Raw genomic sequence first — 24,336 nt, forward strand, 5'->3', positions numbered from 1 at the left:
CGGCATCGAACACGGGGTTGGAGACCTGTTCTCGACGAGAACGGTCGCTGATCCCGTGCTCGGCGCCAGTGGGCACCGTTCGGTCAGCACCCCGGAGCAATGAAGTTGCGACGGGTTGAGAGAATGGACCGTCGTGAGTACCGAGCCCGCAGCGAACCAGCCTGACGCGCGCCCTCCCCAGCGGGACGGCGCCGCCGAGGGCACCCCGCGCGAGGGCCGCCGACGCCGCGGGAACCGCCGCGGGCGCGGTCGGGGCGAGCGGGCGGCGTCGGGCACCTCGACGACCACGGAGCCGACGCGGCGCGGTCGGGGCGAGCGGACGACGTCGGGCCCGCGGCAGGTGAGCCGGGCGCAGCTCGACCGGGCCGCGCAGGCGCGCGAGAACGTGACGGTCCCGCCCATCACGTACCCCGAGCAGCTCCCGGTCAGCGCCCGACGCGCGGACATCGCCGCCGCGATCCGCGACCATCAGGTCGTCATCGTGGCGGGCGAGACGGGCTCCGGGAAGACGACGCAGCTCCCCAAGATCGCGCTCGAGCTCGGCCGAGGCCGCTCGGGTCAGGTCGGGCACACGCAGCCCCGCCGCATCGCCGCGCGCACGGTCGCCGAGCGCATCGCGGAGGAGCTCGGTACGGAGCTGGGCGGCGTCGTCGGGTACCAGGTGCGGTTCACCGACACCTCCAGCGAGGACACGCTCGTCAAGGTCATGACGGACGGCATCCTGCTCGCGCAGATCCAGCGCGACCCGGAGCTGCTCGCCTACGACACGATCATCGTCGACGAGGCGCACGAGCGGTCGCTCAACATCGACTTCCTGCTCGGCTACCTCGCACGGCTCCTGCCGCGCCGCCCCGACCTCAAGCTGATCATCACGTCGGCGACGATCGACTCCGAGCGCTTCGCGCAGCACTTCTCCCCCGCGCACCTCGCCCAGCTCGGCGGCGCGCCGGACTACGTGGTCGACGCCCTGCCCGACGCCGCGCCCGTCGTCGAGGTGTCCGGCCGCACCTACCCGGTCGAGATCCGGTACCGGCCGCTGTCCCCCGACGTCGACCCCGGCGCCTCCACCGGCAGCGGCACGAAGGCGAAGGGACGCGCGGGCGCCGAGGAGAAGGACCTCGTGACCGGCATCGTCGACGCGTGCGACGAGCTCATGCGCGAGGGACCGGGCGACATCCTCGTGTTCCTCTCCGGCGAGCGCGAGATCCACGACGCCGCCGACGCGCTCACCGGCCACCTCAAGGACCGCGTCACCGACCCGAAGCACCCGCAGCGCGTCGAGATCCTGCCGCTGTACGCGCGGCTGTCGTCGGCCGAGCAGCACCGCGTGTTCCAGGCGCACTCCTCGCGGCGCATCGTGCTCGCGACGAACGTCGCCGAGACGTCGCTCACCGTGCCCGGGATCCACTACGTCGTCGACCCCGGCACGGCCCGCATCTCGCGCTACTCCAAGGCGACCAAGGTCCAGCGCCTGCCCATCGAGCCCGTCTCGCAGGCGAGCGCGAACCAGCGCTCCGGCCGCTCCGGGCGCGTCGCCGACGGCATCGCGGTGCGCCTCTACTCCGAGGACGACTTCCTCTCCCGGCCCGAGTTCACCGAGCCGGAGATCCTGCGCACCTCCCTCGCGTCGGTGCTGCTCCAGATGATCTCCGTCGGCGTCGTCGAGACCCCCGACGAGGTCGCGCGCTTCCCGTTCGTCGAGCCCCCGGACACGCGCGCCGTGCGCGACGGCGTCCAGCTCCTCACCGAGCTCGGCGCCCTCGCCACGTCCGACGGCGTCACGCGCCTCACCGAGGTCGGGCGCGTCCTCGCGCAGCTCCCCATGGACCCGCGCCTCGCCCGCATGATCTGGGAGGGCTCGAGGCTCGGCGTCGCGCGCGAGGTCGCGATCATCGCCGCCGTCATGTCGATCCAGGACCCGCGCGAGCGCCCCGCCGAGGTCCGCGCCCAGGCCGACCAGGCGCACGCGCGCTTCACCGACCCGCACTCCGACTTCCTCACCTACCTCAACGTCTGGGAGTACGTCCGCGAGCAGCAGCACGAGCTCTCGTCGTCGGCCTTCCGCCGCCTGTGCAAGGCCGAGTACCTCAACTTCCTGCGCATCCGCGAGTGGCAGGACGTCGTCGCCCAGCTCCGCGAGATGTCCAAGCCCCTGGGCATCGACATGTCGTACCGCCCCCGCGCGCGTCACGGGTCGGGCGCCGCGGGGGACGCGGCGTCGACGCCCGGGCGACGTGCAGGACGAGCGGTGGGGGCGGCGTCGGATGCGAGAGAGCGTCAAGCCGCGCTCGTGAACTCCCGGCCGGACGACCAGGGCGACGGCGCGGCAGCTCCGAGCACCGACGCCGCCCCCACCGCGGACGCCACCCCCGAAAACCAGACCTACAAGCGCGCCTGGGACGGCGACACGATCCACAAGGCGCTCCTGTCCGGCCTGCTGTCGCAGATCGGGATGCAGGACACGGGCGAGGTGAAGGCGTCGTCGGTCGCGCACCTCAAGGGCGAGGCTCGCGCCAAGGCGCTGCGGCGCGCGCAGAAGCAGGCCCGCAACGAGTACACCGGCGCGCGCGGCGCGCGGTTCGCGATCTTCCCCGGCTCGCCGCTGAGCAAGAAACCGCCGGCGTGGATCATGGCGGGCGAGCTCGTCGAGACGTCGCGGCTGTGGGCGCGCGACGTCGCCCGGATCCAGCCCGAGTGGGCCGAGGACCTCGCGGGCGACCTCGCGCGGCGCACGTACTCCGAGCCGCACTGGTCGACCAAGCGCGGCGCGGCGATCGCGACCGAGAAGGTGCTGCTGTACGGCGTGCCGATCGTCGCGGACCGCAAGGTCCTCTACGCGAAGGTCGACCCCGAGGCCGCGCGCGAGATGTTCGTGCGGCACGCGCTCGTGCAGGGCGAGTGGACGACGCACCACCGGTTCTTCCACGACAACCGCGAGCTCCTGGCCGAGGCAGAGGAGCTCGAGGCGCGCTCGCGCCAGCGCGGGCTCGTCGTCGACGACGACGTGCTGTTCGACTTCTACGACGAGCGCGTGCCCGACGACGTCGTGTCCGCCGCGCACTTCGACCGCTGGTGGAAGACGGCGCAGCGCCGCGACCCCGACCTGCTCACCTTCACGCTCGAACAGCTCGTGCCCGACGCCGAGCAGGTCGACACGTCGCAGTTCCCCGAGACCTGGCCGCAGGGCGAGCTCACGCTCCCGCTCACGTACCAGTTCCAGCCCGGGACCGAGGCCGACGGCGTGACCGTGCACGTCCCGATCTCCGTGCTCAACCGCGTCGTCCCCGACGGGTTCGACTGGATGGTGCCGGGCCTGCTCGACGAGCTCGCCACGGCGACGATCCGCTCGCTGCCCAAGCCGGTCCGCGTCCAGCTCGTGCCGGCACCGGACGTCGCCCGCGACGTCGTCGCCTGGCTCCGCGAGCACACGCCCGCCTGGGAGGACATGGCCCGCGCGGGCGACATGGCCGAGCCGTTCCACGTCGCGTTCACGCGCGCCGTCCGGGCGCTGCGCGACGTCGTCATCCCCGACGACGCATGGGGCCCCGAGCAGGAGGCGCGCCTGCCCGCGCACCTGCGCATGACGTTCCGGGTCGAGGACACCCGCGGGCGCGGCTCCGTCGTGCTCGACGAGTCGAAGGACCTCCTCGCGCTCCAGCGCCGTCTCGCGGCACAGAACCAGGCGGCGGTGCGGGCGGCGGTCAAGGGCGCGGTGGGTGCGGCGCTGCGCGAGGCTGCCGCGGGGTCCGGATCGGAGCTCGCGGGGTCGAGTTCGGCGGCGGAGGGGGCGTCGGTGCTCGGGCTACCAGCCGCGCCGCTCGTTCCTCACGGCGCTCCCGCCAGGCCCGCCACGCCCTTCGCATCCGACGCCCCCTCCCCCGCCTCTGCGTCCGGCTCACCCGGGCGAGGTGCAGGACGAGCGGGCGGCGCGTCGTCGGGCGCGACGGGCGTCGAGGCCGCGCGCGGCCACGGACGGCCGACCGCACCAGGTGACGGCGCGGCCGGCCCGAGCACCGACGGCGCACCGCCCACGGGCTCGACCACGAGCCTGGTGAGCGAGCGCACCGACCTGACCACCTGGCCCGACGACCTCACCGACGGGCGGCTGCCCGCGACGGTGTCGACCGACCTCGGGGGTGGGGTCGTGGTGCGCGGGTACCCGGCGGTCGTCGAGGAGCAGGACGCGAAGGGGAAGCCGGTCGTCGCGCTGCGTGTGCTGGCCGACGCGACCGCGCAGGCGCGGGAGCACGCGCGGGGTGTGCGGCGTCTGCTGCTGACGGAGACGGCGCTCCAGACCGGGCGCATCACGAGCCGGTGGAACGGCACGCAGTCGCTCACGTTGGCGGCCAGCCCGTACCGGAACACGGACGCGCTCGTCGCGGACCTGCAGCTCGCCGCGGTGATCGCGCTGACGAGCGGCGGCAGCGGGCAGCCGGACGCGGCGACGGTCCGCGACGCCGAGGCCTACGCGGCCGCGCGCACGTTCGTCCGCACGCACCTGGAGGAGCACGTGCACCAGGTGGTCGGGCACGTGGTCGCCGCGCTCACCGCGTCGCGCAACCTCGACGCGGAGATCCGCGCGTCGAACAGCCTCGCGCTGCTCAACACGCTCACCGACCTCCGCGACCAGGCGGCGGGCCTGATCCACGACGGCTTCGTCTCGCAGACCCCGCCCCGACGACTGCCGCACCTGACTCGCTACCTGCGGGCGGCGTCGTACCGGCTGGAGAAGGCGCAGTCGAACCCGAACCGCGACGCCGAGCTCGCGTGGCGCGTGCACGACGTCGAGGACGCCTACCAGCGCGCCCGTGCCGCGTACGCCCAGGGCCCGGCCGACCCGGTCCGCGCCGCCGACCTGGCCGAGGTGCGGTGGCTGATCGAGGAGCTGCGCGTGTCGCTGTTCGCGCAGCAGCTCGGCACCGACGGCCCGGTGAGCGAGAAGCGCATCCGCAAGCTCCTCACGCCCGACGGCTGGTGACGCGCGGCACGGGAACCCACGGTCACGCTCGTGAAGAACGGGCGCTCGTGCCGCGCCGTCAGCAGACGTCGTAGGCGTAGCCCGGCTCGTCCGGGCCGACGAGGTCGCGGTCGCGCAGGACGGTGAGCGGGGCGCGGTCGTCGCGGGCGCAGACGTCGTCGAAGGTCAGGCCCGCGTCGGCGAGCGCGTCGGGGTACTCGACCTGGAGCACGTGGTCGCCGTAGACGTCGGTGTACGCGGCGCACTCGTCGAAGACGGCGCACTCCTCGGTGACGGCGAGGTCGAAGCCGAGGTCGTCGTGCGCGACGGACGCGATCTCCGCCGCGTTCTTCTGCGCGACGGCGAGCCCGGCGTCGTGCGCGAGGTCGACGTACGCGCGGGCGAGGGCGTGCGCGCCGTCCTCGTCGATGGCGTCGAACCGCGTCCAGGTGTCGAGGTTGTCGAGCTCGACGGCGTCGAAGCCCTCGTCGGCGCAGCCCGTGACGACCGGCCCGAGGATCGCGAGGATGCCGTCGCGCTGCTCGGGCGTGGAGGGGTCGAGGACGTGCTCGTCCGGCCAGTCGGGGTCGACGACGAGCGTCCCGTCGGCGTCGTGCAGGAGCAGGTCCTCGTGACCGTCGAGCCACCGGTCGGCCTCTCCCGGCTGGGTCTGGAAGCCGTTGACGTAGCAGACCGAGTACGCGCCCGGCAGCGGTGCGGCGGTCGCGTCCCGCACGACGACGTCCGGCCGCACGGGCCCGTCCCCCGCGTCGACCTCGTCGTACGCGGCGCCGAGCTGGTAGTCGAGCACACCGTCGGTGGGCGGCAGGGCGGGCGTCTTCGCCCGGGCAGAGGCCGCGGGCGCCGGCGGCGCGGGGGCGGCGCACGACCCGGTCCCGAGCACGACGACGCCCGCCGCGACCGCCACCACGGCGCGGTGCGCGCGCCGTCGGGCAGCAGGCCCTCGCGCTCTCGCTCGTCGCACCGCGACTCCCCCGCCCTCGTCCCGCGGCCTCCCCGACGGCGGCCGCTGTGCCGACCGTACGCGGCCGGCGGGCGCTCGCGGCAGTCGTCCGCCGCTCCCGCCGGGATGTGGGCGTGCGCACCGTCACACCTGCGAGGGCGACAAAGGCCGCCGCGATGACTTGGAATAAGACCCATCGACCACACCCGTCGCCGTTCTCGGCGGCTCGGCTGCAAGGGGCACACCATGACACGAGTCGTCGTCAGCGGGTACGGGGCGGTGACCCCGGTCGGGCGCACCGCCCCCGACACGTGGGAGGCGCTGCTGCGCGGGGAGCCGGGCGTGCGGGCGATCGACGACGACTGGGCGGCCGAGCTGCCCGTGCGCATCGCCGCGCGCGTCGACGACGCCTTCGCCGAGGCGCTGTCCGTCCGGGAGCGGCGCCGCACCGACCGGGCGGAGCAGCTCACGCTCGTCGCGGGCCGGGAGGCGTGGGCGTCCGCCGGGTCGCCCGACGTCGACCCGACGCGTCTCGCCGTCGTCGTCGGCTCCGCGAACGGCGGGATCGCGACGACGCTCGACCAGTCGCGCGTCCTGCACGAGCAGGGCCACCGCCGCGTCTCCCCGCACACCGTGACCATGCTCATGGCCAACGGCCCGGCCGCGTGGCTGTCGATCGACCTCGGCGCCAAGGCCGGAGCGCGCGCCCCGATCAGCGCGTGCGCGGCGGGCTCGGAGGCGATCACGATGGGCCGCGAGATGATCCTCGCCGGCTCGGCGGACGTCGTCGTGTGCGGGGGCGTCGAGGCGGGCGTCCAGCCGTTCTCGCTCGCGGCCTTCGCCGCGGCCCGCGCGATGTCGACCCGCAACGACGAGCCGGAGCGCGCGTCCCGGCCGTTCGACGTGGACCGGGACGGGTTCGTCATGGGCGAGGGCTCGACGCTCCTCGTGCTCGAGCGCGAGGACCACGCCCGGGCCCGCGGGGCGGTCGTGCACGGCGTCGTCTCGGGTGCGGCGCTGACGTCGGACGCGTTCGACATCGTCGGCGGCGACCCCGAGAACCAGGCCCGCACCATCACGATGGCGCTGCGCTCGGCGGGCCTCTCCCCCGAGGACGTCGGGCTCGTCCACGCGCACGCGACGGCGACCCCCGTCGGGGACGTCAACGAGGCGGACGCGCTGCGCGCCGCCCTCGGGATGCCGCCGCCCGTCACGAGCACGAAGGGCGCGACGGGCCACCTCCTCGGCGCGTCGGGCGCGCTGGGCGTCCTCGTCGCGCTCCTCGCCCTGCGCGACGGCCGCGTGCCGCCCACGCTCAACGTCGACACGCTCGATCCCGCGATCGACCTCGACGTCGTGCGGGAGGCGGCCACGACGTCGGCCCGGCACGCGCTCGTCGACGCGTTCGGGTTCGGCGGGCACAGCTCGAGCGTCGTGGTCTCGCGCGACTGACCGGGGTCGCCGAGCACGAGGTTGCCGTCGGGAAGGCGGCCAGAACGCCACGGACCCCGTGGTCGACGGCGAGCAACCCCGTCCCCGGGCACGATGGAGCGATGGACCTCGACGCACGCCTCGCCGACATCACGACGCTCGACGTCGACGCGATCGTCAACGCCGCGAACTCGTCGCTGCTGGGCGGCGGCGGGGTGGACGGCGCGATCCACGCCGCGGCCGGGCCGCGGCTCCTGGAGGAGTGCCGTCGGCTCCGGCGCACGACCCTCCCCGACGGCCTGCCCGTGGGCGACGCCGTCGCCACCAACGCCTACGACCTCCCCGCCCGCTGGGTCGTGCACACCGTCGGGCCGAACCGCTACCGCGGCGAGACGGACCCCGCGCTCCTCGCGTCGTGCTTCGCCCGCTCGCTGGACGTCGCGGACGACCTCGGGGCCACGACCGTAGCCTTCCCCGCGATCAGCGCGGGCGCGTACGGCTGGGACGTCGAGGAGGTCGCCCGCGTGGCGGCGGACGCGGTGCGCGGCTGGTCCGCACCCGACCTCTTCGACGAGCCCGCCGGCCCGACGGCGGCCCAGGACCGGGACGGGTCGCGCCCCGGGCCGGGCGTCGCGGCCGTGACGTTCGCCCTCGCGACGCCGCGGGCGCTCGCGGCGTTCCAGGCCGCCCTCGCCCGCTGAGCCCCGACCCGCGGTGTCGCCGGCCCCGAGGATCAGGGTCGGGTCGGGGGACCTCCGGATACCGGGGCGCCCGGGACGCTCGTACCGTCGAGGCATGAGCACCTCAGACGCCTCCACCGCCGCGTACCGCCCGACGCTGTCCCGCCCGCGCCACGGCCGGATGATCGCCGGCGTGTGCGCCGGGATCGCCCGCCGGTTCGGCTGGGACCCGACCGTCGTCCGCATCGCCGCCGCGGTCTCGATCCTGCTCCCCGGCCCCCAGGTCATCGCGTACCTGGTCCTGTGGGCCCTCATGCCGAACGACCGCGACTGACCACGGTCCACACGCCGGTCGGGCAAAGCCCCCTGGCGGTCGTTCGACCGACTCGTCCCGGCGGGCCGGGACGCCTCAGTCGAGCTCGACGACGACGGCGCCGGACGGGTCACGCAGCACGGTGCCCTCAACCCTCACGGTGACTTCCAGCGGGCCCTGCGGCCATCGAGCACTCACCGTGTACGGGGCGGACGCGCGCACCTCCTCCCCGGCCACGAGGGAGAGCGGCTCCGCCTGGGCCCAGACGGCGGACGCCACGTCCACCCCTGCGTACCCGCGGAAGATGCCGTCCGGGACGCTCTGCGGGCAGTCGTCGCCCGTGAGCCCGGCGGCGGTGCACGAGGCGAGCAGCTCGTCGATGCGCGCCTCGGCCTCGGTGGCCACCTCGGCGCGCAGGACCGGGTCGACGTGCAGCATCTGCGAGCGCAGCTCCGCTCCCGGAGGAGGCTGGATCGCGTCCGGGTCTACGGGGAACTCCACCGTGAACGGCTCGCTGTCGCCGCCGTCGGGATCGATCGTCGTGAGGTCCTGCGGCCCGGCGAGCTCGAGGTCGTAGATCCCGGGAAGCAACCGCAGGGGCCCCGACGTCGCGAGGTCGAACGCGCCCGACCCCTCGACCACGATCTCCCCCGGGACGCCCGGATGGACGACCGGGAGCCCGTGGTCGGACCAGAGCGCGACCCTCGGCTCCCCTCCGACGGTCTCCGTGCTGACCACGAGGGTGCGCGTCTCCTCCTCGCCGTCGAGCCGGTACTCGACGTCCACCGAGGACTCCGGGCCGGATCCGGTCACGGAGGTGACACGGGCCTCGACGGGGCGCACCGCCTCGGCGTAGACCGCGTCGTCGAGCGCGACCGGGCTGACCACCGACGGATCGCTCAGCAGCTCGCCCGCGCCCGTGGCGTCGCCGTCGACGAGGCGGTCGAAGAAGGTCGTGACCACCTGCTCCGCGGCCCTCTCCTCGGAGCTCTGGAACGAGCACCCCGCCACCGTCAGCGGGACGACCACGGTCGTGAGGCCGGCGGCCCACCGTGCCGCGCGTGACGACGCCCTCACCGGATCACCGCCCCTGCTCGCGGACGGGCCCCGGAGCCGTCGACCGTGGTCCCAGGCTCGGCGTCGGTCTTCCACGCCCTGCCCCGGAAGGACGACACGCCGGTCGGCGCACTGCACTCCATGCTGTTCCTCTTCCCCTTCTGCCCGGTCCTCGCTCCGCCCCGGTCCCGGCAGCCGTCCGGAGCGTCACCGTCGAGCCCCGCTGGTCGGGCGCGTCGTCGAGCACCGCCCTACCTTCGCCGATGAGCGCCGAGATCGCCTCATGAGCGGCGCGCCTTCGCCTCGTGTCCGGCGCCCCGGACGGGCGGCCGTTGCTCCGAGCGACGGACTCGCGCACGGAGTACTTGATACTTCGGGCCCGTGACCGAATCGTGACGGCGAAAGTACCTAGTACTCGCTGTCCGTGGTGTCCGGGGCGTTGCTAGCGTCGCTGGGGATCTACCTGCTACTCCACGTCCCGCCAACGGTGGCGGGCGCACCGGCGCACTCCCGCGCCGAGCAGACCGGTACCCGCCTCTCCCGCAGCTCTCCCCTCGTGCCGACCGCCCCGCGACGACGCCGGGCGTGAGGAAGGACGACAGATGACGCAGCACGCTCTCCGACCGTCACGCACGCACACGGTCCTCACCTCCGTCGCGCTCGCCGTGCTCGCCCTCGCGGTCGCCGGCCTGATCGCGTTCCTCCTCGTGTACAACGGCAAGGTCGCCGACGGCGCGACCCGCCTCGACGACGGCGCGGCCGAGCTCGACGCGGGCGCCGCGACCCTCGCCGACGGCACGACCGAGGCCCAGGCCGGCGCCCGCCGCCTCGCCGACGGCGCGGACGACCTCGAGGCCGGCGCGGGCGACCTCTCCGCGGGGGCGCGGAAGGCGTCCGACGGCGCCACCCAGCTCGCCACGGGCGGCGCCGCCGCGCTGGACGGCGCGACCGAGCTCGCCGCCGGGGCGGACGAGCTCAACGCCGGGGCGGCACGCCTCGCCGCCGGGGCGGGCGACGCCGCGAGCGGCGCTGCCCGGCTCGCCGCGGGCAGCAAGGACCTCGACTCCGGGGCGGCACGCCTCGCCGCGGGCAACGCTCGGGCGGCCGACGGCGCGTCCCAGATCGCGGCGGGCGCGGGTGACCTCGACGCGGGCGCCGGCGACCTGAGCGCGGGTGCCGTCCGCGCCGCGAACGGCTCCGCCGATCTCGCATCGGGCGCGGGTCGGCTCGCGACGGGAGCCGACACGCTCGCCGCCGGGACCACCGCGCTCCGGGCCGGCGTGCGAGACAGCCTCGGCGGCGGCGTCCAGTCGCTCGACCAGGGTCAGGCCCAGCTCTCCGCCGGTGCGGCGCGTCTGGCCGACGGGGTGGCCGCAGCCGGGGCGGGGGTCGACGCGCTCCAGGCAGGGGTCGACGAGCTCCGGGGAGGAGCGACCCAGGTCCGCGGTGGCGTGGTCGCCCTCGGTGGAGGTGCCGACCAGCTGCGGGTCTCTGCCGACGAGCTCCAGCGCTCGGCCACGACCGTCGGGACCAACCTGGACGGCCTCGCGGCACAGCTGGACATGATCGCGCGCGGAGAGGTCGCGGCGTCGCCGGAGACTCTGGGGACGATCGCCGCGAACCTCCGCGCGCTGGGCAACGGCACCGAGTCGGCACCCGGCGCCTCCGCGCAGATCGCGGGCGGCGCCGGGAGGCTCGCGGCGGGCGCAGGCCAGCTCTCCCTGCGGGCGGGCGACGTCACCGTGGGTGTCGATCGGGTCTCGGCCGGCCTCGGGGCGGGCACTCCGCAGCAGCCCGGGGTCTCCACGGGGCTCGCGCAGCTTCGCGCGGGCCTCGGCGAGGGCACCCCCGCACAGCCGGGCCTCGCCGCCGGGGTGCAGCAGCTCCGCACGGGCATCGACGTCCAGCTCGCGGGCGGCATCGACGCGCTGGCCGCCGGCGCTACGACGCTCGACGGCAAGATCGGTGAGCTCGAGGCGGGCGCCACGACGCTCCACGGGAAGGTCGGCGAGCTCAGCGCCGGGGCGACACGGATCGCTGAGGGCAGTGCCGACCTCGCGGCGGGCGCCGCTCGCGTGAGCGGCGGCACCGCGCTCCTGGCGACGAAGACCTCCGAGCTGGCGACGGGCGCGTCGGAGCTCGCGTCCGGCGCCGCCGACCTCAAGGCCGGGACGGCGAAGGCCGCGACCGGCGCGAGCGATCTCTCCGCCGGCACGGTGCGGCTGCGCACGGGCGCGGGCGACCTGTTCGGCGGGACCACGCGGCTGGAGGACGGGACGCTGCGCCTGCAGAACGGGCTCACGACCCTCTCGACGGGCGCGACGACCCTCGCGGCGGGCAACGCGGCGCTGGCCGAGGGCTCCGCCGCGCTGCACGCCGGCACGACGACCCTCGCCGACGGCGCGTCCGACCTGCACGACGGCAGCACCCGCATCGCCGACGGTGCGGCCACGCTCGCGGACGGCACGGGCACCCTCTCCGACGGCACGGCGGAGCTCAAGGACAGCGTCGAGAACAGCCCCGTCGGACGGGTTTCGCTCGGCATGTCGGCGCTGGTCGGCGGGTCCGTGCTCGCGGGCGTCGCGGGCGTCGGGCTCGGGCTGCGCCGTCGGCTCGCGGCGGTCTGACGGACCGGCGCGCACGGCCGGGCGGCGTCCTCGCCGCCCGGCCCCCGGCTCGGGGGCGGCCTCACGTCGACGGTGCCGCCCTCGCGGGCGGCGGTCCCGGTGGACAGGACTCCGGGGTCGCCGCCCTTCTCTCGCTACCGGGCTGCCGGCCCGCCGGCGCGGCGCGCGGCCCGGTAGCCGCGAGCGCGCAGCGCGTCCTCCCAGCCGTACGTGCCGAGGTGGCGCGGCGCGTGACCGGTGGGGTCAAAACGGACCTCGGGGTCGTCGCCGTCGTGCGCGGACCCCGCTTCGGGGCCGTGCAGCTCGACCGCGCCGAACCGGTGCCAGGCGCCGAGCGGGGTTGCCTCGAGCACTTCGAGCACCGGCGTCCCGGCGCCCCGCGCCGCGTCGTGGTCCGGCCGCAGGGCGAGCACGCGGGGACCGTGCGGCGACCGCAGCGGCATGAGCGTCGACAGCCAGCCGCCCAGCAGCGCGCGGCGCGGCACGAGGAGGAAGCGCGTGAGCCGCCCCCTCCCCGAGGAGGCGAACAGGACGTCCTGGGGCGCGCCGTCGTCGGTCCAGCGCACGGCGATCCCGACGACGTCCGGGAGCCCGCGCGGGAGGCCTGCCCCGAGGGACACGCGCACCGTGACGGGCGTGCGGCCCTGCGGGACGCTCGCCGCGCCCGCCTCGTCCTCCGCGACGACGAGCGTGCCGCGGAGCAGCACGCCGCGCGCGTGCATCGGGCGGCCGTCGCGCACGCGCGCGACCGTGCCGGTCACGGCCGCGAGCGCCGCGCCGACAGGTCGAGAGAGCGTCTCCACGAGTCCTGCCACGCGGCCACGGTCGCACCGCCCCGGGTCACCCGCACGGCCGCGGGCATGTCACCCGCCGGGGTACCGGGGATCAGGGGGTGTGCTGCTCCGTGGAGCCCGGCGCCTGGAGATCCGGGAGGTCCGGCACGTCGAACGTGGGGACGTCGATCGTCGGGACGTCCAGCTCTCCCAGCCGCTCCTGGAGCTCCTCCTGGCGGGCGCGGTTGTTCTCCTGGAGGCACGCGAGGCGCGTGGCGGGCCGCCCGGTGCACTCCTGCACGGCCGAGCCCGGGTCGCGCGGCGCGCGCTCCTCCTGGACGTAGCGGCCGTCGGCGTCGTGCTCGTCGGGGGCGACGGGCAGCGCGGCGAGCGCGGCCGCCTCGGCGAGCAGCAGCAGGACCGTGGCGAGGACGAGGACGGCGCCGCCCAGCCCCGCGCGGACCGCGGCGGCCGTGCTCACGGGCGGGCGCTCGTCGGACACCGCGCGCTGCCGGGCCGCGACGCGCCACGCGGCCCACATCCCGACGACGAGCGGCAGCACGTACGCCACCGCGGCGAGCGCCGCCACGGGGCGCGCGTCCTCGCGCGCGACCGCGCCCGGACCGATGCTCCCGACGACGACCGCGACGATCCCGAGGACGACGGCGCGGCGCACGACGGCGCCCCGCAGGCTCGCGCGCAGGGCCGCGATCCGCACGGCTCCCGCCGTCCCGGCCGGCAGGTACCCGAGCTCGCGCGCCTGCGTGAACATCGCCGCGTGCAGCACGGCCGAGGTCACGGTCGTCAGGGCGAGCACGACCCCGAGCCCGACGAGGAACCAGCGGACGGCGACGGCGTCGCGCACGACGTAGAGCAGGGCGAGGCCCGCGAGGACGCCCGCCCACCCGACGGCGATCGCCACGACGGTGCCGCCGCGGAACGGCGTGCGGCGCAGCAGCCCGCGCGGGACCTGGAGGAGCACGGGCAGGACGCGCAGCGCGGTCACGCCCGTCCACAGCAGCACGACGACCCCCCAGACCGGCACGCTGCCCACGTGGGCGTCGCTCATCGCGAAGGCGACGACGAGCGCGACCGCCCCGACGAGCAGGACCGGCATCTCGACGAGCCGCAGCACCTGCTGCCACACGCTGAGGTGCAGCAGGTACCCGGCCTCGGCGTGCTCGGGGTTCATGGCGAGGACGCCGCTGTACCCCTGGGCGCTGCGGCTCGCGTCGAGCGCGAGGGCCGCGTCGAGGTAGAGGAGGTCCTCGTGCTCCGGCGCGACGGCGAGCCCCTGCCGCACCAGGGCGCGCGCCCGGTCGTCGTCCCCGAGGCGCGACCAGAGCCGGGCCGCCTGCGCGAGCCGGTCCGGGGCCTCGGGGGCGAGCTCGAGCGCCGAGGCGATGCGCTCGCGCGCGAGCCGTCGGTCGGCGCCGCGCACGCGCCCCGAGAGGAGGGCGTCGGCGAGCTGGAGGTGGTAGCGCGCGTCGTCGGGGTCGAGCTCGAGCGCGCGGCGTGCGGCGTCGCGCGCGCCGGGGACGTCACCGGTGTTCTGGCGCGCGACCGACAGCAGGTAGAGCGCGCCGTCGGCCGCGGGCTGGGCGGCGACCACCTGCTCCAGGAGGGGCAGCGCGTCGGCGGAGCGCTGGAGGTGCAGCCGCACCCACGCGGCGGCGAGGAGGAGCCGCGGGTCGTCGGGGACGGCCGCGAGCGCCTCGTCGACCTCGTCGAGCGCGCGCTCGGGCCGCCCCATCTGGACGAGCATCTCGACGCGCGCGCCGACGGCGCGCGGGTCGACGGTCGTGGTCACCGTGGGCTGCCTCGCCGTCTCAGAGCATGCGTCGCGCGCGCAGGTACGCGGCGAGCTCGTCGTAGCGGCCGTCGGCGTTCGCGAACGTCACGACGTTGCGCGCGGACTGGAGCCACGCCGTCGTGGACGGCCGCACGTCCGCGAGCGCCGACTCCATGTCGGCCATGGTGACGGGCCGCACCTGGCCGGACGCGATCGAGTCCATCATCGCCTTCTCGGCCGCCGTGGCCGCCAGGTGCTCCAGGTCAGCGCCGGAGAACCCCTCGGTCCGCTGCACGACAGCGCCCAGGTCGATCCCGGCGACGGGCCGCCCCGCGAGGTGGTGGCGCAGGATGGCCTCGCGCGCGGGCTCGTCGGGCGGCAGGACGAGCACGACGCGGTCGAACCGGCCCGGGCGCAGGAGCGCGGTGTCGACGTCCCACGGGTGGTTGGTCGCGCCGAGCACGAACAGACCGTCGTTGTCGGAGCCGATGCCGTCCATCTCCTGGAGGAGCTGGTTGACGACCGTCCGCATGCCCGACGAGCCGGAGTACTGCGCGCGCCTGCCGCCGATCGCGTCGACCTCGTCGAGGAACAGGACGGCCGGCGCGAGCTGCCGCGCCCGCTGGAACAGGGCGTGGAGGTTCTGCTCGCTCTCCCCGATGTACTTGTCGAGGATGTCCGCGAGCGTCACCGTGAGGAACCGCGCGCCGAGCTCGCCCGCGACCGCGCGCGCCATGTACGTCTTGCCGGTGCCGGGCGGCCCGTAGAGCAGCAGTCCGCCGCGCAGCGACTTGCCGAACGCCTGCGCGATGGCCTGGTGGCGCATCGGCTCCAGGAACGCCTCGCGGATGCGCTTCTTCACCGGCTCCAGGCCGCCGACGTCCGTGAGCGTCACCGTCTCGCGCGAGACCTCGAGCAGGCCCGACCCGTCGTCGGGGGCGTCGTCGCGCGCGGGCACGAGGAACGGCTGCCCGCCCCCGGGTGCCGGGTCGGCGCCCTCCTGCGCCGGCGCGGGGCCGGCGTCGACGGGAGCGGGGCCCGCGGGGACGGCGTCGACGGCCGGTTCCTCGACGAAGGGCGGCGGGACGCGCACGTCGAGCTCGTCCTCCAGCCGGTCCCAGTCGATGCCCGACGCCGGGCTCCCCGGCCCGGCGGGAGCGCCCTGCCCGGGGTGGTCGGACGGCGCGGGCTCGCCGGACAGCGCGGAGTCGCCGGACGGCGCGGGGTCGCCGGGCGGCGTGAGGTCGCCGGACGGCGCGGGGTCGCCCGGCGCCTGCTCGGGCGCGGCGTCTCCCGGCCGCGACGCCGCCGCGGCGGACGCGGCCGCCTCCTGCACGAGCCGCAGCGCCTCGCCGTCGGCGGGGTCGATCCGGAGCCCGGCGCTGGCCTGCTCGAGCGCCTCGACGGGACGCCCCGCGGCGAGCAGGAGGCTCGCGTAGTGCACGCGCAGCGGCGCGCTCGCGGGCGCTGCCGCGACGGCGGCGGCGAGCGCGGCCAGGGCGTCGGACATGGGTGCTCCTCGGGGACGGAGGTCGGGACGACGGCGTCGTGCGGCCCGGGGCGGGGCACGGCCGGGACCAGTGTGCACGGGACCGCCGACGCGCACGATAGGGAGAGGTCCCCATGGAAACCACTTGCCATGATGGAAAGTAGATGCTTCGATGGCATCCATGAGCACCGACGACACGACCTCCTTGGCGCCCCTCGACGCGGCAGCCGCTCTCGACCGTGCCGACCGCCTCGCCGGCGCCACCCGGGCGCGCGGGTGGCGGTGGGTCCGGCTCTACCTGACGGGGTGGGCCGTCGCGAGCGTCGGGCTGGTGCTCGCGATCGGGCTCGGCGGCCGCGTCGGCTTCGTCGTCGGCATGGCGGCCTGGGTCGCGATCGTCACCGTCGGCGCCACGTGGGCGGGGCGGCAGGGCGCCCTGGCCGTCGGCACGCGACGCCGGATCGCCGTCGGCGCCGTGTCCTGGGCCGTGGTCTACGGGGCCGTGCTCGTCGCCGGGCTGGTGGTGTGGCCCGGCTCCGTCGCGTACTGGGTGCCCGCGGCGCTCGTGAGCGCCGTCCCGCTGCTCGTCGCGGCGTGGCGGCCCGCCCCGCGGGACGCGGCGGTGACGGCGTGACGACGCACCGTCCCACCACGGGCGACGGCTCCGCCGTCGACCACCACCCGCGCCACACGCTCGACGAGGTGATCCACTCCCCCGTGCGCCTCTCCGTCGTCGCCGCGCTCTCGGGCGTCGAGAAGGCGGACTTCCGGACCCTGCGCGACACCATCGAGCTGTCCGACTCGACCCTGTCGAAGCAGCTCACGGTGCTCGAGGACGCCGGGTACGTCGAGATCAGCAAGGAGCGTGCCGGACGGCGCACGCGCACCTGGGTGCGCCTCACGCCCGCCGGCGCCGCCGCCCTGCGCGCGCACCTCGACGCGCTGCGCGCGATCGCGGAGGTCGCGCTGCCCCCGGCCGACGCCTGACCACAGGCGCCTCGGCGCACGCGTCCGGGCGCGCGTCATCCACAGGGACCTCGTGGGTGTCGGCGGGAGGCGGCAGAGTGGGGCGCATGACGACCGAGACCGACGCGTCCACCCCGCTCGCCGTGCCCGACGACGCGCCGCCCGCGCCGCGCCCCGGCGCCCGCTGCTTCGGCGACGGCGACCCGCTCTACGAGGAGTACCACGACACCGAGTGGGGGGTGCCGGTGCACGGGGACACCGCGCTGCTCGAGCGCCTGGTCCTCGAGGGCTTCCAGTCCGGCCTGTCCTGGATCACGGTGCTGCGCAAGCGACCGGCGTTCCGCGAGGTGTTCGCCGGGTTCGACCCCGCGGCCGTCGCGGCGTTCGACGAGCCCGACGTCGAGCGGCTCCTGGCGGACGCCCGCATCATCCGCAACCGCCAGAAGATCACGGCGACGATCGACAACGCGCGGGCGCTCCTCGCGCTGCAGGCCGGCGGCGGCTCGCTCGACGAGCTGGTGTGGTCGTTCGCGCCGCCCGCGCGCTCCGGCCGGCCCGCCACGTGGGGCGACGTCCCGAGCACGAGCCCGGAGTCGGTCGCCCTGTCGAAGGCGCTCAAGAAGCACGGCTTCCGGTTCGTCGGGCCCACGACGGCGTACGCGGCCATGCAGGCGTGCGGCCTGGTGGACGACCACCTCGCGACCTGCCCGGTCGCCATGAGCCGTCCCGCGCCCACGCGCTCGTGACCGATTCGCTATAGCAAAATCCGCCCGCATCGTGGACGAGGTGCGACCATGGTGGGCATGAGCGCCTACGTCTCGGTCCTCGACCTGTTCTCCGTCGGCGTCGGCCCGTCGAGCTCGCACACCGTCGGGCCGATGCGCGCGGCGAAGGCGTTCGTCACGACCCTGGCCGCGGACGACACGCTCGGCAGTGTCGCCGGCCTGCGGGTCGTGCTGTGCGGCTCGCTCGGCGCGACGGGCGTCGGCCACGGGACGCCGGACGCCGTCGTCGCGGGCCTGCTCGGCCTCGACCCCGAGACGTGCGACCCGGCGCGCGTGCCCGGGTCGTGGGAGAAGCTCGGCGACGGCGCGCCCGTCACGCTCCTGGGCCGCCACCGCATCACCATGACGAGCGACGACGTGCGCCTCGCGCCGCTGACGCGCATGCCCGGTCACCCCAACGGGATGCGCTTCACCGCGCTCGACGCCGACGGCGCGACGGTCGCCGAGGAGGCGTACTACTCCGTCGGCGGCGGGTTCGTCCTCACCGCGGCCGAGCTCGAGGCAGCCGCCGCGAACGAGGCCGCCCAGGTCGGGGCCGAGCTCGCGGGCGAGGCGATCGACCCGCGGACCGAGCCGGCCGGTGTGCCGTTCCCGTTCGCCAACGCGGCCGAGCTCCTCGCGGTGTGCGAGCGCGAGCGGACGTCCATCGCCGCGGTCGCCTGGGCCAACGAGACCGCGCTGCGCCCGGTGGCCGACGTCGAGGCGGGCGTCGACCGCATCTGGGACACGATGAGCGCGTGCGTCGACGCCGGGCTGGAGCGCGACGGTGTCCTGCCCGGGCGGCTCAAGGTCCGGCGTCGGGCCCGCGCGCAGCGCGAGCGCCTCGAGCTGGCCGACGAGCGTGGCGCCGACACGACGATCGAGTGGCTCCAGGCCTTCGCGATGGCCGTCAACGAGGAGAACGCCGACGGGCGGCGCGTCGTGACCGCCCCGACGAACGGCGCGGCCGGGATCATCCCCGCCGTCGGCCGGCACTTCCTGCGCACGCACCCGGACGTCGCCGCCGACCCGGCCCGCCGTCGTCGGGCGATGCGCACGTACCTGCTCACCGCCGCCGCCATCGGCGCGCTGTACAAGCGCAACGCGTCCATCTCCGGTGCGGAGGCCGGGTGCCAGGGCGAGGTCGGGTCGGCCTGCTCCATGGCCGCCGGTGCCGTCTGCGCGGTGCTCGGCGGCACGCCCGCCCAGGTCGAGAACGCAGCCGAGATCGCGATGGAGCACAACCTCGGCCTCACGTGCGACCCGGTCGGGGGGCTCGTCCAGGTCCCGTGCATCGAGCGCAACGCCATCGCCGCGTGCACCGCCGTCTCCGCCGCGCGCCTCGCGCTCCAGGGCGACGGCTCACACGTCGTCTCGCTGGACACCGTCATCGAGACCATGCGCCAGACGGGCGTCGACATGTCGACCAAGTACAAGGAGACCTCGACGGGTGGCCTTGCGGTCAACGTCGTCGAGTGCTGAGCCGGAGCGCAGCGGAGCAAGCACAGGCTCCAGCACGACCGAGGGCACGAGTGCTGAGCCGGAGCGCAGCGGAGCAAGCGCAGGCTCCAGCACGACCGGCACGGCGAGTGCTGAGCCGGTGCTACCTCACCAGGTGCGGCGGACGTCCGCCCGCGGCCCGGTCACGAGGCTGCGCGGCGGGACGTCGTCGGTGACGACGGCGCCCGCGGCGACGACGGCGTCGCGACCGATGGTCACGCCGGGCAGGATGGTCGCGCCCGCGCCGATCCACACGTTCTCGTGGACGTCGATCGGGCCGCCGGTGAGCCAGACCTTGCGGTCGTCGGTGTCGACGGGGTGCCCGACGGTGATGAACGTGACCCGCGGTGCGACCAGCACGCGGTCGGCGAGCCGGATGCCGGCGTAGTCGAGGAACGTGCAGTTCTGGTTGACGAAGACCCGCTCACCGAGGTCGAGGTGCAGACCGTGGTCGGTGAAGAACGGCGGGTAGATCGTCGTGCGCGGGGGCAGCGGTCGCCCGAGGATCTGCTCGAGGAGCCGGGCCTTGCCGTCCTCGTCGTCGAACGGGAGCACGTTGAGCCGCGAGGTGAGCGCGGTCGCCTCCAGCACGGCTCGGACATGGCGCGGAACTCGGGGCCGTGGATGCGCATGAGCAGGTCGCTGGGCATCCCCCGATCCTCCTCCTCCGTCAGCGTGCGGCACGGGGCGCGGCGCGCCGGGCGACGACCTCCTCCACGACCGCGACGACGCCGTCCTCCCCCGGCGCGGCGGCGATGCGCTCGCCGAGGCGCGCGGCGGCCCGGGTGTACGCGGGGTCGTCGAGCAGGCGGCGCACCGCGCGTCGCACCTGGGCGGGTCGCGGTGTGCTGGTCCGCAGCCGCACGCCCGTCCCGGTCCACGCGACGCGGGCCGCGACCTCCGCCTTGTCCTCCGTCTTCCCGGCGACGACGACGGGCACGCCGTGCCGCAGCGCGTGGTGCACGCCGCCGTAGCCGCCGTTCGTCACGAGGACCGACGTGCGCGGCAGCAGCGCGTCGTACGGGAGGTACTCGGCGGCGCGCGCGTTCGCGGGCAGCGCGCCGAGCGTCTCGACGGGCCGCCCGCCGGTGGCGGCGACGACGAGCACGTCCTCGTCCGCGAGCGCGCGCAGGGTCGGGACGAGGAGCTGGCGCGGGTCCTCGTTCGCGACGGTGCCCTGCGTGACGTGGACGACGGGGCGGCGCGTGCCGAGGTCGTCCCACCAGGCAGGGAGGTCGCCGTGCGCGGCGACGGGTCGCGGCGGGCCGACGAACCGGACGGGCGTGACGACGTCGGGCCGCCGGTACTCGAGCTCGGGGACGGTGAGCTGCACGACGGCGTCCGCGTCGGCGGGCCAGCCTAGGAAGAACGTGTCGCTCGGGGTGGCGCCGGTCGCGCGCACCATGTCCTGCGCGGCGCGCTGCGGCGCGGCGAACGCGACGCCCTCGACGAACCGGTGCAGCGCCCGGTTGCGCAGCACCCCGAGCGGCCCGCGCGCGGGAAGCACGCCGAGGCCGAACGGTGCGGTGAGGTCGCTCTTCAGCCCGAGCGGGAAGATGCCCAGCGCGAGCACGGGTGGGCGTCGGTCGGCCGGGGTGGCGACGAGCGACATCGCACCGAGGAACAGGGGCTCGACGAGCACGACGTCGGCCGGGCGCACGGCGAGGGCGTCGAGGACGGCGCGGTGCTGCGCGGCGCCCGGCCGGACGAAGATCTCGAGCATGTCGTGCCGGATCGCGTCGAGACCGGTGCGGCCCGCACGGCCCGGGAAGGCGGCCGCGAGGTCGCGGTCGTCGAAGTCGGCGGCGGCGGGCAGCGGCACGTGCTCGGCGCCGACTGCCTCCACGGCCGCGGCGAAGCGCGCCCCGGTGAGGAACCGGACCTCGTGGCCGTGGGCGACGAGCGCGCGCGTGACCGCGAGCAGCGGGGTGACATGAGCGTGCACGGGGGTGGAGCAGAGCAGGACGGTGGCCATCGGTGTGCCTCTCTCGGGCGGCGCGGGACGCGCCGGTCGGACGGGAAGGCGCGGGACCGGGCCGTCCGCGCGAGGACGCCGAGGGGGGAGGCGGCGTGTGAGAAGATCGGTAACCGTCAGGAGTATTCATCACCCTGAAGGGGTAGTCAATAGTGGTCCCCCGCGCCTACACGTCCGACCTCCGCGCCGAGCAGGCCGCGCGCACCCGCGAGCGCGTCGTGCGCGCGGCGGCGGAGGAGCTCGCCGAGCGCGGCTACGAGCGCACGACCCTCGCGCGCGTCGCCGAGCGGGCGGGTGTGTCCCTCGAGACCGTCAAGGCGCACGGGCCCAAGCGCGCCCTGCTCCTCGCGGCCTTCGAGGTGACGTTCGCAGGGTCCGAGGGCCAGGAGTCGCTCGCCGCCCGGCCCGAGGGTCGCGCCGTCGCCGGGACCACCGACCCCGAGGCCTTCCTCGACGGGCTCGTCGCGCTCGTGGCGGCGGCGAACGAACGCGTCGCGGCCCTGTGGTCGGCGTTCACGTCGGCGGCCCGGTCCGACGAGGCCGTCGCCGCCGAGCTCGCGGCGCTCCTCGACCGCCGTCGCGCGGACCTGCGCGCGAGCGTCGACGTGCTCGCGGACCACGGGTTCCGGCTGCGCGCGCCGCGGGACGAGGCCGCCGAGACCCTGTCCTACCTCCTCGCGCCGGAGGGCTGGACGCACTTCGCGGCCGGTGCGGGCTGGTCGCGCGAGCGGTACCGCGCGTGGCTGCGCGACGCCGTCGTGCGGCTCGTCGCCGCACCGCCGCCGGGCGACGCGGACGCCTCACCCCTGGCGCGGCCTGGCGGGCCGCGCCTACCGTGAGCCATGAGCACCCTCACCCCCGGCTTCCAGGGCCGGCCACGCCCGCAGGGTGTGGCGCTCCCGCCGGGCCAGTACGTCGAGACCGGTTTCCCCGTGCTCTCGGCAGGGCCCACACCGCGCGTCGACACCGCGACCTGGCGCTTCGACGTCACCACCGAGACCGGCGCGACCCGCTCCTGGTCGTGGGCCGAGCTCCTGGCGCTCCCCCAGGACGAGCCGACCGTCGACATCCACTGCGTCACCCGCTGGTCGAAGTTCGGCACGTCCTGGCGCGGCGTCTCGCTCGACACGCTCCTCGGCGAGGTCGAGTCCACGGCCGACTTCGCGATGATCGGCTGCTACGGCGGCTACACGACCAACCTCCCGGTCGCCGAGCTGCTCGGCGGCAAGGCGTGGGTCGTGCACACGTTCGACGGCGCTCCGCTGCACCCCGTGCACGGCGGCCCCGCGCGGCTCCTCGTGCCGCACCTGTACTTCTGGAAGTCGGCGAAGTGGGTCAACAGCATCACCCTCATGCCCATGGACCGGCAGGGCTTCTGGGAGCGGCTCGGCTACCACGACCTCGGCGACCCGTGGCGCGAGCAGAGGTACCAGGGTGACTGAGGCGCCCGTCCGCCTCGGCGCACGGTACGCGACGCCGTCGCGCTGGCAGGTCGCGACGCTCGTCGACGCGTGGGCGGAGAGCCCGTCCGCGCGGACCCTCGTCCTCGAGGTCCCCGCGTGGCCCGGCCACCTCGCCGGCCAGCACGTCGACCTGCGCCTCACCGCGCCCGACGGCTACACCGCCGAGCGCAGCTACTCGATCGGCAGCGCCGCGACGCGCACCCCTCTGCCCGACGACGACCCCTCCCCGGGCGGTCCGCCCGCCGTCCCGCAGGACGGCACGGTGCCCGACGGCGGCGCCCCCGCGCGCGTCGAGGTCACCGTCCAGCGGGTCCCCGGTGGCGAGGTCTCGACGTACCTCACCGACGTGTTCGCGGTGGGCGACGCGATCGAGCTGCGCGGGCCGGTCGGCGGGTGGTTCGTCTGGTCGCCGGAGCGCGACGCCGGGACGCCCGTGCTGCTCGCGGCCGGTGGGTCGGGCCTCGTCCCGCTCATGGCGATGCTCCGCACCCGGCGCGACGCCGGCGACCGCACGCCGTTCCGGCTCGTGTACTCGGTGCGCCGTCCTGAAGACATGCTGTACGTGGACGACCTGGACCGCCTCGCCGCCGCGCACGACGGGCTCGACGTCCACGTGGTCCACACCCGTTCGACCCCGCTCGGCTCGACGCGCGGGCCGGGCCGCGTCGAGCGGCGCGAGCTCGCCGCGTGGGGCTGGCCGCCCGAGATCGAGCCCGCGTGCTTCGTGTGCGGGCCGACGGGCTTCGTCGAGGCCGTCGCGCGGCAGCTCGTGGCGCTCGGCCACGACCCGGCGCGGATCAAGACCGAGCGCTTCGGGCCAGCGGTCGACTGACCGCGACGGAGCACGTCAGAGCGGCGGCGGCCCGCCCGCGGGTCCGCGCGCGGCGCGCTCCGCGAGCACGCTGCGGAGCAGCATGATCGTCAGCACCAGCGCCCAGATGACCAGCACCGCGATCGTCACGAGCACGAGGACGTAGAGCAGGCTGAGGAACCCCAGGCCTGTGGACAGCATCATGCGCGGACCCTACCGGTGCGCAAGGGTCGCACCCCGCCGACACAGGTCGGAGAGAAGGCGGCGAGGCCGAGGTCCACGAGCCCTGCCTCGAGCCGCTCGCGGCCGGGTACGGCGCCGGGGCGCTCGAGGCCGACCTCGGGTCGTACGCCGGCCTCGAGCCGCTGGACCGGCGGGTCGCGCACCACACGGGCGTGCTGATCGAGGAGGCCGCCGTCGAGCGCGGAGGAGGACGGCACCGTCACGGCGGCCGCGACCCGCGCCACCGACCCCTGCCCCCGGGCGCCCGGGCCCCGTTCGTCGCGGTGAACCCTGCACGCGCGAGGGGCACCGTGTTTCGCCGAGGGAAAAGCGGGGCCCTCGCGACGGCGGCTGCTCCTGCGACGAACCAGGCGCATCGGGTGCTTGCGACATCTCTTGACGCGCCCTTCACCCGGCAGTAGCGTTCTTGCGTGTTGACGCAAGAAATCAACACTCCGTTGTGCGGTGCAGCACAGCGCGTCCGCAATTCTCGAAGGTACTGACCCGAGCCATCCGGCCACGGCCGGACGTGCGCCGTGGCCCGTCCTCCGAC

At 75.7% G+C, this 24,336-nt stretch carries 20 protein-coding genes; 12 read left to right on the top strand and 8 right to left on the bottom strand.

Features of this window, described 5'->3' with window-relative positions; translation table 11 throughout:
• Window positions 1-133: 133 nt before the first annotated feature.
• The gene (gene hrpA, locus RDI86_RS07810) at window positions 134-4,978 is read left to right on the top strand and encodes an ATP-dependent RNA helicase HrpA (protein ID WP_374990525.1); all 4,845 of its coding nucleotides are present in this window, start codon (window positions 134-136) and stop codon (window positions 4,976-4,978) included.
• Window positions 4,979-5,036: 58 nt separating this feature from the next.
• Here hrpA and RDI86_RS07815 read toward each other — a convergent pair whose 3' ends face one another.
• On the bottom strand, window positions 5,037-5,942 hold the full coding sequence (locus RDI86_RS07815; RefSeq protein ID WP_308821085.1) for an endo alpha-1,4 polygalactosaminidase: 906 nt from the start codon (window positions 5,940-5,942) through the stop codon (window positions 5,037-5,039).
• A 225-nt stretch (window positions 5,943-6,167) separates the two neighbouring features.
• On the opposite strand from RDI86_RS07815, the gene RDI86_RS07820 reads away from it, so the two are divergent.
• The 3 genes from RDI86_RS07820 (at window position 6,168) to RDI86_RS07830 (ending at window position 8,366) form a co-directional block, all read left to right on the top strand.
• Window positions 6,168-7,373, top strand: a complete 1,206-nt coding sequence (locus RDI86_RS07820) for a beta-ketoacyl synthase (RefSeq protein WP_076404278.1) — start codon at window positions 6,168-6,170, stop codon at window positions 7,371-7,373.
• Between the two features lie 101 nt (window positions 7,374-7,474).
• Window positions 7,475-8,053 carry an O-acetyl-ADP-ribose deacetylase gene (locus tag RDI86_RS07825; RefSeq protein ID WP_308821086.1) on the top strand — a complete coding sequence of 193 codons (579 nt, stop codon included), beginning with the start codon at window positions 7,475-7,477 and terminating at the stop codon, window positions 8,051-8,053.
• 94 nt (window positions 8,054-8,147) lie between these two features.
• Window positions 8,148-8,366: a PspC domain-containing protein gene (locus RDI86_RS07830; protein WP_308821087.1), complete on the top strand. Its 219-nt coding sequence runs from the start codon at window positions 8,148-8,150 to the stop codon at window positions 8,364-8,366.
• 75 nt (window positions 8,367-8,441) lie between these two features.
• On the opposite strand, the gene RDI86_RS07835 is transcribed toward RDI86_RS07830, so the two are convergent.
• Window positions 8,442-9,422 (bottom strand): hypothetical protein, encoded by a 981-nt coding sequence (locus tag RDI86_RS07835; protein ID WP_308821088.1) that lies wholly within the window; start codon window positions 9,420-9,422, stop codon window positions 8,442-8,444.
• Window positions 9,423-10,003: 581 nt separating this feature from the next.
• Here RDI86_RS07835 and RDI86_RS07840 point away from each other — a divergent pair.
• Window positions 10,004-12,028 (top strand): hypothetical protein, encoded by a 2,025-nt coding sequence (locus RDI86_RS07840; protein WP_308821089.1) that lies wholly within the window; start codon window positions 10,004-10,006, stop codon window positions 12,026-12,028.
• Window positions 12,029-12,162: 134 nt separating this feature from the next.
• Here RDI86_RS07840 and RDI86_RS07845 read toward each other — a convergent pair whose 3' ends face one another.
• The 3 genes from RDI86_RS07845 to RDI86_RS07855 all read right to left on the bottom strand — a co-directional run bounded on the left by RDI86_RS07845 (window position 12,163) and on the right by RDI86_RS07855 (window position 16,103).
• The gene (locus tag RDI86_RS07845) at window positions 12,163-12,843 is read right to left on the bottom strand and encodes a hypothetical protein (protein WP_168946244.1); all 681 of its coding nucleotides are present in this window, start codon (window positions 12,841-12,843) and stop codon (window positions 12,163-12,165) included.
• A 70-nt stretch (window positions 12,844-12,913) separates the two neighbouring features.
• A complete protein-coding gene (locus RDI86_RS07850; RefSeq protein ID WP_308821090.1) occupies window positions 12,914-14,611 on the bottom strand; it encodes a tetratricopeptide repeat protein in 1,698 nt (565 codons plus the stop codon).
• A 19-nt stretch (window positions 14,612-14,630) separates the two neighbouring features.
• Entirely contained in the window at window positions 14,631-16,103 is a 1,473-nt protein-coding gene (locus tag RDI86_RS07855; protein ID WP_308821091.1) for an AAA family ATPase, read from the bottom strand.
• A gap of 160 nt (window positions 16,104-16,263) precedes the next feature.
• On the opposite strand from RDI86_RS07855, the gene RDI86_RS07860 reads away from it, so the two are divergent.
• The 4 genes from RDI86_RS07860 to RDI86_RS07875 all read left to right on the top strand — a co-directional run bounded on the left by RDI86_RS07860 (window position 16,264) and on the right by RDI86_RS07875 (window position 19,294).
• A complete protein-coding gene (locus RDI86_RS07860) occupies window positions 16,264-16,716 on the top strand; it encodes a hypothetical protein (RefSeq protein ID WP_061269373.1) in 453 nt (150 codons plus the stop codon).
• The gene (locus RDI86_RS07865) at window positions 16,713-17,069 is read left to right on the top strand and encodes a transcriptional regulator (RefSeq protein WP_061269378.1); all 357 of its coding nucleotides are present in this window, start codon (window positions 16,713-16,715) and stop codon (window positions 17,067-17,069) included. The genes RDI86_RS07860 and RDI86_RS07865 overlap by 4 nt, the downstream gene beginning before the upstream one ends.
• An 86-nt stretch (window positions 17,070-17,155) precedes the next feature.
• Window positions 17,156-17,794 (top strand): DNA-3-methyladenine glycosylase I, encoded by a 639-nt coding sequence (locus tag RDI86_RS07870; RefSeq protein WP_308821092.1) that lies wholly within the window; start codon window positions 17,156-17,158, stop codon window positions 17,792-17,794.
• A gap of 57 nt (window positions 17,795-17,851) precedes the next feature.
• Window positions 17,852-19,294 (top strand): L-serine ammonia-lyase, encoded by a 1,443-nt coding sequence (locus tag RDI86_RS07875; RefSeq protein ID WP_308821093.1) that lies wholly within the window; start codon window positions 17,852-17,854, stop codon window positions 19,292-19,294.
• A 126-nt stretch (window positions 19,295-19,420) separates the two neighbouring features.
• Here RDI86_RS07875 and RDI86_RS07880 read toward each other — a convergent pair whose 3' ends face one another.
• Both RDI86_RS07880 and RDI86_RS07885 read right to left on the bottom strand, forming a co-directional pair.
• Window positions 19,421-19,903: a DapH/DapD/GlmU-related protein gene (locus RDI86_RS07880; RefSeq protein WP_308821094.1), complete on the bottom strand. Its 483-nt coding sequence runs from the start codon at window positions 19,901-19,903 to the stop codon at window positions 19,421-19,423.
• 79 nt (window positions 19,904-19,982) lie between these two features.
• Entirely contained in the window at window positions 19,983-21,287 is a 1,305-nt protein-coding gene (locus RDI86_RS07885; RefSeq protein ID WP_308821095.1) for a glycosyltransferase, read from the bottom strand.
• 152 nt (window positions 21,288-21,439) lie between these two features.
• Here RDI86_RS07885 and RDI86_RS07890 point away from each other — a divergent pair, with 152 nt between their 5' ends.
• The 3 genes from RDI86_RS07890 to RDI86_RS07900 are packed head-to-tail and all read left to right on the top strand — an operon-like array spanning window position 21,440 to window position 23,582.
• Complete coding sequence (locus RDI86_RS07890) at window positions 21,440-22,126, top strand: TetR/AcrR family transcriptional regulator (protein WP_244550393.1); 687 nt, start codon at window positions 21,440-21,442, stop codon at window positions 22,124-22,126.
• A 3-nt stretch (window positions 22,127-22,129) separates the two neighbouring features.
• Window positions 22,130-22,729, top strand: a complete 600-nt coding sequence (locus RDI86_RS07895; protein ID WP_163185129.1) for a sulfite oxidase-like oxidoreductase — start codon at window positions 22,130-22,132, stop codon at window positions 22,727-22,729.
• On the top strand, window positions 22,722-23,582 hold the full coding sequence (locus tag RDI86_RS07900) for a ferredoxin reductase (protein WP_308821096.1): 861 nt from the start codon (window positions 22,722-22,724) through the stop codon (window positions 23,580-23,582). The genes RDI86_RS07895 and RDI86_RS07900 overlap by 8 nt, the downstream gene beginning before the upstream one ends.
• A gap of 15 nt (window positions 23,583-23,597) precedes the next feature.
• Here RDI86_RS07900 and RDI86_RS07905 read toward each other — a convergent pair whose 3' ends face one another.
• Window positions 23,598-23,765 carry a hypothetical protein gene (locus RDI86_RS07905; RefSeq protein ID WP_163185135.1) on the bottom strand — a complete coding sequence of 56 codons (168 nt, stop codon included), beginning with the start codon at window positions 23,763-23,765 and terminating at the stop codon, window positions 23,598-23,600.
• Window positions 23,766-24,336: the final 571 nt, after the last annotated feature.

Origin of the sequence: Cellulosimicrobium sp. XJ-DQ-B-000, from assembly GCF_031119065.1 — a bacterium.
GTDB classification, from domain to species: domain Bacteria; phylum Actinomycetota; class Actinomycetes; order Actinomycetales; family Cellulomonadaceae; genus Cellulosimicrobium; species Cellulosimicrobium funkei.